Genomic DNA, 11637 nt, shown 5'->3' with positions numbered 1-11637 from the left:
AACGAAAGTGCCATTACCTGATGGCTCTTAGGTGGCACTTTCAGGAAAAGTTCCATCGTTTTGCGCGGGGGATGGTGCAGAGGGTGCTGAGGGTGTGGCGCAGCCACTTCAGGTCATGGGCCGGTTTGCGCGCGGCGGCGCAGGTTCTGGGTTTGCCCAGATGTTGGGTGAAGTCTTGCAGCAGGGATTCTTCGGTACCGATGCCTTTCAGTTTTTTGACCAGAACGCCTTCCTTATAAAACAACACTGTCGGTGTCCCCGTGACATCCGGATGCGGGCACGACTGTGCGGTATCGAGCATGAAGATATCCATCCAGGGTCGGAAGGGTTTGGCGATATCGAGAAACACTGGACCTGCGAATACGCAGGCGCCGCAGTGCTCGTTGAAGAAATACAGGACGACAAGGCGCCTGGCTTTCAAGACCTTCCGGTACGTCGGGGGTAGCGCTGAATATCGAGTTGGCTTCGTCATTGGAGCCTCCTTTATCCAATGTGTTGGACAGCACGACGTTAGGGGAGCTGCGGCTGTTGCTGCAACTGTCAGAGTTGACAGGTGCAGCCCGTGCCCAATCGTGCATCGCGCACCAGGATGTGGCCCGGATACCCGCCATGTGTGACGCAAAGTAGCGAAATGTGAAGTCGCGTTTGGTTACACCGTTTCCTGGGTTTTCGCCATCTCCTTGATTCAAAACAAAATTCAATCCATTGCAGATTCCCCGGGAATCCTGTGGCACACTTTCTGCTGTCTATTCCGTAGTAACAAACCAAGTTCCGGTATAGCGGAATAAACAACTTCCTGGAGTGCTTGCCATGCATCGCCGACCTTCCTTGTTCAAAACGTGTGTTTTTGTTCTCGCGGCTTCGTCCTCTGTCATGGGCATGGCCCAGGCGGCCGAAAGCAAGCTCGACAGCGTCCTGGCCCGTGGAAAACTGATTGTGGGCACCGGCAGCACCAACGCGCCATGGCACTTCCAGGGCGCGGACGGCAAGTTGCAGGGCTTTGATATCGACATCGCCAGGATGGTGGCCAAAGGTCTGTTCAACGACCCGAGCAAGGTCGAGTTCGTGGTGCAGTCGTCCGATGCACGGATTCCCAATCTGCTGACCGACAAGGTCGACATGAGCTGCCAGTTCATCACCGTCACCGCCAGCCGCGCGCAGCAAGTGGCGTTTACCCTGCCGTACTACCGTGAAGGCGTCGGCCTGCTGCTGCCGAACAACAGCAAATACAAGGAAATCGAAGACCTGCAGGCTGCCGGCGACAGCGTGACTGTGGCGGTGCTGCAAAACGTGTACGCCGAGGAACTGGTGCATCAGGCGCTGCCCAAGGCCAAGGTCGATCAATACGACAGCGTTGATCTGATGTATCAGGCCGTGAACTCCGGCCGCGCCGATGCCGCCGCCACCGACCAGTCTTCGGTCAAATACCTGATGGTGCAGAACCCGGGCCGCTATCGCAGCCCGACGTACGCCTGGAGCCCGCAGACCTACGCCTGCGCCGTCAAGCGTGGCGATCAGGACTGGCTGAACTTCGTCAACACCACCCTGCATGAAGCCATGACCGGTGTTGAGTTTCCGACTTACGCGGCATCCTTCAAGCAATGGTTCGGCGTCGATCTGCCATCGCCTGCCATCGGTTTCCCTGTCGAATTCAAATGACCCCGTGAGAGTGGGGCGCTCTGACGCGCCCCGCTCAAGGTACTGCCAACCATGAACTATCAGTTGAACTTTGCCGCCGTGTGGCGCGATTTCGACACCTTGCTGGCGGGGCTCGGTCTGGGTCTCGAACTGGCGCTGGTGTCGATCGCCATAGGCTGCGTGATCGGCCTGCTGATGGCGTTTGCCTTGCTGTCGAAGCATCGCGCCTTGCGGGTGCTGGCCTCGGTGTATGTGACGGTGATCCGCAATACGCCGATTCTGGTGTTGATTCTGTTGATTTACTTTGCGTTGCCGAGCCTGGGGATCCGGCTGGACAAGATCCCGTCGTTCATCATCACCCTGTCGCTGTATGCCGGGGCGTACCTGACCGAAGTGTTCCGCGGCGGTTTGTTGAGCATCCCCAAGGGCCAGCGCGAAGCAGGCCTGGCCATCGGCCTGGGCGAATGGCAGGTGAAAGCCTACGTCACCGTGCCGGTGATGTTGCGCAATGTGCTGCCGGCGCTGTCGAACAACTTCATTTCGCTGTTCAAGGACACCTCGCTGGCCGCCGCGATCGCGGTACCGGAGCTGACCTATTACGCGCGCAAGATCAACGTCGAGAGCTACCGGGTCATTGAAACCTGGCTGGTGACCACGGCGTTGTATGTCGCGGCCTGTTACCTCATTGCCATGCTGCTGCGTTACCTGGAGCAGCGTCTGGCGATTCGCCGATAGGAGGCTGCGATGTACGAATCCCCCAGTTGGTTGCATGAGTTGTGGATTGCCCGCGAAGCCTTGTGGCAAGGCTTTCTGACCAGCGTGCAGGTGTCGGCGCTGGCGATTCTGTTCGGCACGGTCATCGGTGTATTTGCCGGTCTGGTACTGACCTACGGCAAATTCTGGATGCGTGCGCCGTTCCGTTTTTATGTCGACCTGATTCGCGGCACTCCGGTGTTCGTGCTGGTGCTTGCCTGTTTCTACATGGCGCCGGCGCTCGGCTGGCAGATCAGCGCGTTTCAGGCCGGAGCCCTGGGTCTGACGTTGTTCTGCGGTTCCCACGTGGCTGAAATCGTGCGTGGTGCATTGCAGGCGTTGCCTCGCGGGCAAATGGAAGCCAGCAAAGCCATCGGCCTTACGTTCTATCAGTCCCTCGGTTACGTGCTGTTGCCTCAGGCCCTGCGACAGATCCTGCCGACCTGGGTCAACTCGTCCACGGAAATCGTCAAGGCCTCGACCTTGTTGTCGGTGATCGGTGTGGCCGAGCTGCTGCTCAGCACCCAGCAGATCATTGCCCGGACGTTCATGACTCTGGAGTTTTATCTGTTCGCCGGTTTTCTGTTCTTCGTCATCAACTACGGCATCGAATTACTCGGCCGGCACATTGAAAAGCGGGTGGCCCTGCCATGACTCAAGCTCAAGTTTCCAACGTCCAGAACGGTCAGCCCCTGCTGGATATCCGTGGTCTGCACAAACAGTACGGCGCGGTCGAAGTGCTCAAGGGCGTCGACCTGAGCATGCAGCGCGGCAACGTGGTGACGCTGATCGGCTCCAGCGGCTCGGGCAAGACCACGCTGCTGCGCTGCGTGAACATGCTGGAGGAATTTCAGGGTGGGCAGATCCTGCTCGACGGCGAATCCATCGGCTATGACGAACTCAACGGCAAACGCGTGCGCCATCCGGAAAAGGTCATCGCCCGCCATCGTGCGATGACCGGCATGGCGTTCCAGCAGTTCAATCTGTTTCCGCACCTCACCGCGTTGCAGAACGTCACCCTCGGCTTGCTCAAAGTCAAAAAGATGCACAAGGACGAAGCCGTGGTGCTGGCTGAGAAATGGCTGGAGCGGGTCGGCCTGCTGGAACGGCGCAATCATTTTCCCGGCCAGCTGTCCGGTGGTCAGCAACAGCGTGTGGCGATTGCCCGGGCGATTGCGATGAACCCGAGTCTGATGCTGTTCGACGAGGTCACCTCGGCCCTCGACCCGGAACTGGTGGGCGAAGTGCTGAACGTGATCAAGGGCCTGGCCGAGGACGGCATGACCATGTTGCTGGTGACCCACGAAATGCGTTTTGCGTTCGAGGTCTCGGACAAGATCGTTTTCATGAATCAGGGGCGCATCGAAGAGCAGGGGCCTCCCAAGGAACTGTTCGAGCGTCCGCAATCGCCGCGGCTGGCGGAGTTTCTCAAGAGCACGCGGTTCTGACTTTTCATTTTCAATCAGGAGAAACACCCATGAGCATTACGCGTTACGGCACCGGCAGCACCGCCGCCGGCGGCCAGCCAAGACCCTTCGCGCGCGCAGTCGAGGCCGATGGCTGGCTGCACGTTTCCGGGCAGGTGCCGGCGGTGGATGGCGAGATCATTGTCGGTGGCATCGTCGAGCAGACGCACCAGACCATGAAGAACCTGATCGCGATCCTCGAAGAGGCCGGTTATGGTCTGGAGGATGTGGTCCGTGCCGGGGTGTGGCTGGACGATCCGCGGGATTTCACCAGCTTCAACAAGGTCTTCGGCGAGTACTTCAAGCCTGAACATGCACCGGCCCGGGCCTGTGTGCAGGCGAGCATGATGGTCGACTGCAAGGTCGAGATCGATTGCATTGCGTACAAGAAAAAGGCTTGAGAGATGTGGCGCTGCTGAGGCCGTAGCCCCCTCACCCTGGCCCTCTCCCCCAGGAGAGGGGACTGATCTCTATCGATGCAGATTGTTGTGCCAGACGATGGCATTTGCATCGATACGGTCAGGCTCCCTCTCCCGGGGGAGAGGGCGGGGGGTGAGGGCTGCGATCCAACTGACACAACGCCAAGGGCCAGTTACCATCCCGGCATCTTTTATGGGAACCACTGAAATGACCGAAGACACCATCAAGCGCCGGGCACGCGGTCTGGACCGGGCGTTCGATATCCTCGATTTCCTCAAGGAGATCGGCCAGCCGCTGCGTCCGAACGACATTGCCAACGGTATCGGCAGCCCGAAATCCACGGTCTACGAGCTGGTGGCCTCGTTGCTCGAACGACGGATTCTGGAACCGGTGGGCAAGGACGGCCATGTCTATCTCGGTCGTCAGCTGTACTTCCTCGGCCAGGCACATCTGCGTCATTTCGACCTCAGTCGCGAGGCTGATCACGCCTTGCAAGAGATCGTCAGCCAGACCCGGGAAACCGCGCAGATGTGCCTGCTCAACGGGCGCAAATACACGGTGGCGCTGATGAAGGAGGGTGAGCGGCATTTCCGCATCTCTTCCGATATCGGCGAAAACGCACCGATCCCGTGGACGGCGTCCGGCCGTTTGTTGCTGGCGCACTTGAGTGACCAGCAGATCAGCGACCTGATCGACCCCGAAGATTTCATTTTGCCGGATGGCGAGCGTTTGCCGATGGAGACGTTTCTCAAGGAAATCCGTCAGGCCGGCATCGACGGATTTTTCTCGTTCGACAGTGTCGCCGACACCTTCACCCATTGCTTCGCCGCCCCGGTCAAAGACCCGAATGGCGTAGCCATCTGCACCCTGTGCATTGTCGCGCCGCGTGCCGATGCCAGGAACAATTACAACGACTATCGCCGGGTGTTGATCGAGAGCGCCAACAGCCTCGCCCGGCGTATCCACGAATAACCGCGCTTGCCTGCGGGCGCGACTGTGAGGAGTTCGACCATGACGACTGCCAACAACACTGCTGCCGTGGAAAAGGGCGACGCTGTCCTCGGTGCGCAACTGGTGCGTGACATCAGCCTGCCGGCGCTGGTGCTGCATCGCGAGGCGCTGGAGCACAATATCCGCTGGATGCAGACATTCGTCAGCGACAGCGCGCCGAGCTGGCGCCTCATGGCAAGACCAGCATGACCCCGGCGCTGTTTCGTCGTCAGCTCGACGCCGGTGCCTGGGGCATCACCCTGGCCAGCGCCACGCAGACCCGCGCCGCCTATGCCCACGGCGTGCGCCGGGTGTTGATGGCCAATCAACTGGTCGGTACACCGAACATGGCGTTGATTGCCGATCTGCTGGCGGCCGATCCAGGCTTTGACTTCTATTGCATGGTCGACCATCAGGACAATGTCGCCGATCTGGGCGCTTATTTCGCATCGCGCGGTGTGCGCCTGAACGTGATGATCGAGTACGGCGTGGTCGGCGGCCGTTGCGGTTGCCGTACCGAGCAGGAAATCATCGAACTGGCCAAGGCCATCGGCGCGCAACCGTCGCTGGCCCTGACCGGTATCGAAGGTTACGAAGGCGTGATCCATGGCGATCACGCCGTCAGCGGCATCCGTGAATTCGCGGCCTCGCTGGTGCGCCTGGCGGTGCAGTTGCAAGACAGCGGCGCCTTCGCCATCGCCAGGCCGATCATCACGGCGTCGGGTTCGGCGTGGTACGACCTGATCGCCGAATCGTTCGAAGCGCAGAACGCGGGCGGGCGCTTCCTCAGCGTGCTGCGTCCGGGCAGTTACGTGGCCCATGACCATGGCATCTACAAAGAGGCGCAGTGCTGCGTGCTCGACCGTCGCAGCGATCTGCACGAAGGCCTGCGTCCGGCACTGGAAATCTGGGCCCACGTGCAGTCGATGCCGGAGCCGGGATTCGCGGTGATTGCTCTGGGCAAGCGTGACGTGGCCTTCGATGCCGGGATGCCGGTGCCTTTGCGGCGTTACAAGGCGGGGGTGGTGCCCGCGGTAGGCGATGATGTAGGTGCCTGCAAGGTGACTGCGGTGATGGACCAGCATGCGTTCATGACCGTGGCACCGGGTGTGCAATTGCGCGTCGGCGACATCATTTCCTTCGGCACCTCGCACCCGTGCCTGACCTTCGATAAATGGCGCGTGGGGCTGCTGGTGGACGAGCAGTTGTCGGTGATCGAAACCATGGAAACCTGCTTCTGATGAACGCGCTCAGTCCTTTGGGTCCGAACACCCCGCGCATCGCCCTGATCGGCGAGTGCATGATCGAGCTTCAGCAACGTGCCGACGGCAGCCTGCAACAGAGCTTCGGCGGCGACACGCTGAACACGGCGGTCTATCTGTCTCGCGCCATGGGCGACAAGGCGCAGGTGGATTACGTCACCGCGCTGGGCGATGACAGTTTCAGTGACGCCATGTGCCGCAGTTGGGCCGACGAAAACATCGGTCTGGATCTCGTTCAGCGCTTGCCCGGTCGCCTGCCGGGGCTGTATTGCATCCAGACCGATGCCGCCGGGGAGCGGCGTTTTCTGTACTGGCGCAACGAGGCGGCCGTTCGCGACTGTTTTACGACTTCGGCGGCCGCGCCGATCCTGGCGGCGCTGCCGGACTACGACGTGTTGTATTTCAGTGGTATCACGCTTGCGGTACTCGGTGCGTTGGGTCGGGAAAAGCTGATCGAGACCTTGATTGAGGCCCGCCAGCGCGATGCGCGGATCGTTTTCGACAACAATTACCGGCCACGGCTGTGGGCCTCGGTGGAAGAGGCGCGGGCGGCGTATCGCAGCGTGCTGCCTTATGTCGATCTGGCGTTGCTGACGGTGGACGACGAACAGGCGCTGTTCCATTTCGAAGACTGTGACGCCGTGTTTGAAGATTACGCGCAGATCGGCACGCCGGAAGTGGTGCTCAAACGCGGCGCCGAAGCCTGTCTGATCCGTTGCGACGGGGAAGCGTTCGAAGTGCCGGCACAGAGGGTCGAGAAGGTGGTGGACACCACGGCAGCGGGGGATTCGTTCAGCGCCGCGTATCTGGCCAGTCGCTTGTCCGGCGCCAGCCCGGCACAGGCGGCACACGCCGGTCATCGATTGGCAAGTCGGGTAATCCAGGTTCCTGGAGCACTGATCCCCAAGGAGTAAATCCGATCTCCGAAGGCGCTGCTGACGCAGCACCTTCGGGGCACTGGATCAATCGCGAAAAAACACCTGCACCAGGTGATAGCCGAACTTGCTCTTGATCGGCCCGTGCACCGTGCGCAGCGGTTTCTTGAAGATCACTGCGTCGATCGCACCGACCATTTGCCCGGGACGTACCTCACCCAAATCGCCGCCGCGCTTGCCGGACGGGCAGGTCGAAAATTTCTTCGCCAGCACATCGAACGCTTCACCGTTGGCGATGCGCTGTTTGAGTTTTTCAGCCTCATCGGCAGTCTTGACCAGGATGTGGCGGGCTTGGGCTTTCATTGTGCAATACCTGTAGCGGGGTGACGGCGGGGCGCGGATTATGCCTCAAGTCACGGGGTTTGGCTGAGCATCGTGCGGATCTTGGCCGCCAGCTGTTCGATGGAGAAGGGCTTGGCCACCATGTCCATGCCGTCTTCAAGAAAACCCTGGCGTTCGGCGGCGTTCTGCGCATAACCGGTCATGAACAACACTTTGAGTCCTGGGCGATGCTGGCGCGCAATCTCCGCCAATTGCCGCCCGTTCATGCCTGGCAGGCCGACGTCGGTCACCAGCAGGTCAACCCGCAGATCGGATTCCAGCAGGGGCAGGGCGCTCGCGGCATCTTCGGCCTCGTGGGCGCAGTAACCCAGCTCCTTGAGCAGATCCAGCACCAGCATACGCACGGCAGGATCGTCTTCGACCACAACCACCGCTTCACCGGTAGCGACGACGGCTGCCTCCGCTTCCGGTGCCGTCTCGGCCTGTTCCGCCACGATTGAATGAAGGCGGGGCAAATACAGGCGCACGCAGGTGCCCTGACCTGGCAGGCTGTCCAGGCTTACGTGCCCTCCGGATTGCTGGGCAAAACCGTAAATCATCGACAAACCGAGACCGGTCCCCTGACCGATCGGCTTGGTGGTGAAGAACGGATCGAATGCCTTGGAGCGCACCGACGGCGTCATGCCGGTGCCGTTGTCGCTGACGGCGAGCATCAGGTAATCACCGGCCTTGACCGGTTCCAGCGTGGTGATGTCGTTACCGTCGAGATAGATATTCGCGGTTTCGATCAGCAGTTCGCCACCGTGGGGCATCGCATCCCGGGCGTTGATTACCAGATTCAACAATGCGTTTTCCAGCTGGCTGACATCGGTGCTGACAGGCCAGAGACCGTCGGCGAGGCGCAACTTGAGCGCTATGGGGTCGCCCTTGGTGCGGCGGATCAGATCCTCCAGCGAATGAATCAATTCGTTGACATCGATCGTCTTGCGATCCAGCGACTGGCGCCGGGAGAACGCCAGCAGGCGGTGGGTCAATGCCGCGGCACGGTTGGCGGAGGAGACCGCCGCTTCGGTGAATCGACCGATTTCATCGGTGCGACCACTGGCGATGTAGCGCTGCATCAGGTCAAGACTGCCGATGATTCCGGTCAACATGTTGTTGAAGTCGTGCGCGATGCCTCCTGTGAGCTGGCCGACCGCTTCCATTTTCTGCGCGTGGCGCAGGGCATCTTCGGCGCGCTCGCGTTCGAACATCTCGTTCTGCAGACGCTGGTTGGCCCGGGCCAGTTGCTCGGTGCGCGCACTGACGCGTTCCTCAAGGGTTTCATTGAGGTTGCGCAAGGCTTCTTCGGTCTTTTTGCGCTCGGTTTCGTCGATCACGAAAATGTAGAAACCGTTCACGGCTCCGTCCGGACCATGGCGCGGCAGGTAGTTCATCAGGGCATGGCGCTGACTGCCATCGCGATGGGGCGTGTACAGGCTGAACGAGCAGGGCCGGCCGGCCAGGGCCTCTGCAATGTACGGTGCCCGCAGGAAATAGGCCTCTTCGCCGATCACCTCGCGAATCGTGCGACCGCACAGCTCTTGAGGCGTGAGCCCGTACCAGTCCAGGTAGGCGGCGTTGTTCAGGCGAAAGCGTTCTTCGCGGTCGACGTAACTGATCAGGATCGGCATCGCGTTAATGATCAGTTGCAATTCGGTCTGGCTCTGGCGCAGGGCCTGTTCGGTGTGTTTGCGCTCGGTCAGGTCCAGTGCCGCGCCGAGGAAACGCATTGGCCGCCCATGATGATCCTTGTAGCAGCGGCCCCGGGCAAAAACCCAACGCACTTCGCCATTGGCTTGCAACAGGCGGTATTCCTCGGCGTATTCGGTGCCGTGGGTGATGCAATGTTTGATGCTGCGTGCAATCAGCGTGCGGTCTTCGGGGTGCACGCCGTGCAGGTATTCACTGATCGGCAACTGGCGGGCCATTGCCGGGTCGACACCGTGCAACTGGGCGAAATGCGCGTCGGCGATGAAATGGTCTTCGCCGATGTCCCAATCCCAGGTGCCGACCGCATCGGTGGCCGCCAGCGCCAGTTGCAAGCGCTCTTCGGTTTCTTTCTGCGCCTTGAGACTGTCTTCCGAACGTTGTTTGAGTTCCAGGGCAATGCGCCGGCGCTCATTGGTTTCGATGGCGGTGACCAGAATCCCCGCCACTTGAGCGCTTTCATCGCGAATCGGACTGTAGGTCAGGTCCAGCCAGAAGTCGGAATCCTTGCCGTCCCGTTGCAGGGTGAAGCGTCGCTCGCTGTAGGTTCTGACCTGGCCCTGCAGGACGGCGCTGTAAATCGGGTCGGTAAAATCCCGAAGTTCCGGCCATATCTGGTGTGCCGGTTGTCCGAAAGCGTGAGGATGCTTGCTGCCGGCCAGTAGCGCAAAACCGTCGTTGTAGATCTGGGTGAGTTGCGGGCCCCACAACAACAGCATCGGCATCGGCGAATGAAGCACGATGTCCACCGCAGTGCGCAGGCTCTGCGGCCAGGTGTCGGCGTGTCCGAGCGGGCTGCGACTCCAGTCGGTGCGGGTAATCAATGCCTGGGCGTCGTGGGTGTTCGGTACAGCGTTCATCACATCAATCCTGAGCGTCGGTCGGTGAAGCGGCGTCTACTATCCTAGTGCGGTAGACGCCGTAAGGCCCGTCGCGTCACGACGCACGGTCTTGTGTTCCTTGAAAGCTTCGCAGGTGTAACTGGCCATGGAAATCGACGCACTGCTCAAACAACTGTCGAGCCGGCACGGCTCGGATCTGTTCCTGTCCACGGGGGCGCCGCCCAGTGCACGGTTCGAAGGTGTGCTGACGCCATTGAGCGAACAGCCGTTCAAACCCGGCGAGGTAGCCATCGTCGCCGCTTCCTTGATGGACGTCGAGCAGCAACGGGAATTCGACCGGGACCTGGAAATGAACCTGGCGATTTCCCGTACCGGGATCGGCCGGTTCCGGGTGAACATTTTCAAGCAGCGTAACGATGTTTCGATCGTGATCCGTAACGTCAAACTGGAGATCCCGCGCTTCGAAGACCTCAAACTCCCCTCGGTATTGCTTGAAACGGTCATGCTCAAGCAGGGCCTGATCCTGTTCGTCGGTGCCACCGACTCGGGCAAGTCCACATCCCTGGCCGCACTGATCGATCATCGCAATCGCCATAGCAGCGGACACATCGTCACGATCGAAGACCCGATCGAGTATATCCATCGCCACAAGAAGTCGATCATCAATCAGCGCGAAGTCGGTGTCGACACCCGCAGTTTTCATGCCGCGCTGAAAAACACCCTGCGCCAGGCGCCGGATGTGGTCCTGATCGGTGAAATCCGCGACCGCGAAACCATGGAGCATGCGCTTTCGTTTGCCGAAACCGGGCATCTGGTGTTGTCGACGTTGCACGCCAACAACGCCAACCAGGCGCTGGACCGGATCATCAATTTCTTTTCCGAGGAGCGGCGTCCGCAGTTGCTTCATGCTCTGGGCAATCACTTGAAGGCGTTTGTATCTCAACGGCTGGTGCGAACCCTGGATGGCCAGCGCCGGGCGGCAGTGGAAGTGATGCTGGGCACTGCGACCATCGCCGACCTCATTCGACGCAACGAGTTGGCTGACCTCAAGAACATCATGGAAAAGTCGGCTGAACTCGGGATGCAGACCTTTGACGAGGCACTGTTCAAGTTGGTGGTCGAAGGTGTTTTAAGTGAAGAGGAAGCGCTGAAAAACGCTGACTCAATAAACAATCTCAAGTTACGCCTGAAACTTAAACTTCAACAGGATGATAAAGCCGAAGGAGATTCGGAGGATTGGGGGCTGATCTGAGTTTTCTCATCAAAGTCCTTGCCTGGAAACTTTAATTAATACAGACCT

The 11637-nt window shown here is 60.1% G+C and carries 11 protein-coding genes and 1 pseudogene; 9 read left to right on the top strand and 3 right to left on the bottom strand.

Annotated features, from left to right (window positions below; genetic code table 11):
* Positions 1–40: 40 nt before the first annotated feature.
* Positions 41–472 (bottom strand): thioredoxin family protein, encoded by a 432-nt coding sequence (locus BBF94_RS19120; protein WP_065260533.1) that lies wholly within the window; start codon positions 470–472, stop codon positions 41–43.
* A gap of 338 nt (positions 473–810) precedes the next feature.
* Between BBF94_RS19120 and BBF94_RS19115 the strand changes: the two genes are divergently transcribed.
* From BBF94_RS19115 to BBF94_RS19080, 8 genes and pseudogenes are all read left to right on the top strand, one after another.
* Complete coding sequence (locus BBF94_RS19115) at positions 811–1659, top strand: transporter substrate-binding domain-containing protein (protein ID WP_065260532.1); 849 nt, start codon at positions 811–813, stop codon at positions 1657–1659.
* Between the two features lie 51 nt (positions 1660–1710).
* Positions 1711–2373 carry an amino acid ABC transporter permease gene (locus tag BBF94_RS19110; RefSeq protein ID WP_059405928.1) on the top strand — a complete coding sequence of 221 codons (663 nt, stop codon included), beginning with the start codon at positions 1711–1713 and terminating at the stop codon, positions 2371–2373.
* A gap of 9 nt (positions 2374–2382) precedes the next feature.
* Positions 2383–3045, top strand: a complete 663-nt coding sequence (locus BBF94_RS19105) for an amino acid ABC transporter permease (protein WP_065260531.1) — start codon at positions 2383–2385, stop codon at positions 3043–3045.
* Complete coding sequence (locus BBF94_RS19100; RefSeq protein ID WP_007960239.1) at positions 3042–3839, top strand: amino acid ABC transporter ATP-binding protein; 798 nt, start codon at positions 3042–3044, stop codon at positions 3837–3839. Before BBF94_RS19105 ends, BBF94_RS19100 begins: the two co-directional genes overlap by 4 nt.
* Before the next feature lie 29 nt (positions 3840–3868).
* A complete protein-coding gene (locus tag BBF94_RS19095) occupies positions 3869–4258 on the top strand; it encodes a RidA family protein (protein ID WP_039768794.1) in 390 nt (129 codons plus the stop codon).
* A 226-nt stretch (positions 4259–4484) separates the two neighbouring features.
* Positions 4485–5249 carry an IclR family transcriptional regulator gene (locus BBF94_RS19090; protein ID WP_065260530.1) on the top strand — a complete coding sequence of 255 codons (765 nt, stop codon included), beginning with the start codon at positions 4485–4487 and terminating at the stop codon, positions 5247–5249.
* A gap of 39 nt (positions 5250–5288) precedes the next feature.
* A pseudogene (locus BBF94_RS19085) lies at positions 5289–6508 on the top strand (amino acid deaminase).
* Entirely contained in the window at positions 6508–7443 is a 936-nt protein-coding gene (locus BBF94_RS19080; protein ID WP_065260529.1) for a sugar kinase, read from the top strand. The pseudogene BBF94_RS19085 and the gene BBF94_RS19080 overlap by 1 nt, the downstream one beginning before the upstream one ends.
* A 48-nt stretch (positions 7444–7491) precedes the next feature.
* On the opposite strand, the gene BBF94_RS19075 is transcribed toward BBF94_RS19080, so the two are convergent.
* Positions 7492–7767 carry a peptidylprolyl isomerase gene (locus tag BBF94_RS19075; RefSeq protein ID WP_065260528.1) on the bottom strand — a complete coding sequence of 92 codons (276 nt, stop codon included), beginning with the start codon at positions 7765–7767 and terminating at the stop codon, positions 7492–7494.
* 50 nt (positions 7768–7817) lie between these two features.
* Positions 7818–10355: a PAS domain-containing hybrid sensor histidine kinase/response regulator gene (locus BBF94_RS19070; RefSeq protein WP_065260527.1), complete on the bottom strand. Its 2538-nt coding sequence runs from the start codon at positions 10353–10355 to the stop codon at positions 7818–7820.
* Between the two features lie 127 nt (positions 10356–10482).
* On the opposite strand from BBF94_RS19070, the gene BBF94_RS19065 reads away from it, so the two are divergent.
* On the top strand, positions 10483–11589 hold the full coding sequence (locus BBF94_RS19065; protein ID WP_065260526.1) for a PilT/PilU family type 4a pilus ATPase: 1107 nt from the start codon (positions 10483–10485) through the stop codon (positions 11587–11589).
* The last annotated feature ends 48 nt before the right edge of the window (positions 11590–11637 follow it).

The sequence above is a fragment of the Pseudomonas bananamidigenes genome (assembly GCF_001679645.1).
Taxonomy (GTDB): domain Bacteria; phylum Pseudomonadota; class Gammaproteobacteria; order Pseudomonadales; family Pseudomonadaceae; genus Aquipseudomonas; species Aquipseudomonas bananamidigenes.
Note: the sequence above shows the minus strand (reverse complement) of the source record. Positions and strands in the feature narration are given on the sequence as shown.

Coding starts and splice junctions, on each gene's coding strand:
- BBF94_RS19120 (WP_065260533.1), bottom strand. CDS start 472: ATGACGAAGCCAACTCGATATTCAGCGCTACCCCCGACGTACCGGAAG.
- BBF94_RS19115 (WP_065260532.1), top strand. CDS start 811: ATGCATCGCCGACCTTCCTTGTTCAAAACGTGTGTTTTTGTTCTCGCG.
- BBF94_RS19110 (WP_059405928.1), top strand. CDS start 1,711: ATGAACTATCAGTTGAACTTTGCCGCCGTGTGGCGCGATTTCGACACC.
- BBF94_RS19105 (WP_065260531.1), top strand. CDS start 2,383: ATGTACGAATCCCCCAGTTGGTTGCATGAGTTGTGGATTGCCCGCGAA.
- BBF94_RS19100 (WP_007960239.1), top strand. CDS start 3,042: ATGACTCAAGCTCAAGTTTCCAACGTCCAGAACGGTCAGCCCCTGCTG.
- BBF94_RS19095 (WP_039768794.1), top strand. CDS start 3,869: ATGAGCATTACGCGTTACGGCACCGGCAGCACCGCCGCCGGCGGCCAG.
- BBF94_RS19090 (WP_065260530.1), top strand. CDS start 4,485: ATGACCGAAGACACCATCAAGCGCCGGGCACGCGGTCTGGACCGGGCG.
- BBF94_RS19080 (WP_065260529.1), top strand. CDS start 6,508: ATGAACGCGCTCAGTCCTTTGGGTCCGAACACCCCGCGCATCGCCCTG.
- BBF94_RS19075 (WP_065260528.1), bottom strand. CDS start 7,767: ATGAAAGCCCAAGCCCGCCACATCCTGGTCAAGACTGCCGATGAGGCT.
- BBF94_RS19070 (WP_065260527.1), bottom strand. CDS start 10,355: ATGAACGCTGTACCGAACACCCACGACGCCCAGGCATTGATTACCCGC.
- BBF94_RS19065 (WP_065260526.1), top strand. CDS start 10,483: ATGGAAATCGACGCACTGCTCAAACAACTGTCGAGCCGGCACGGCTCG.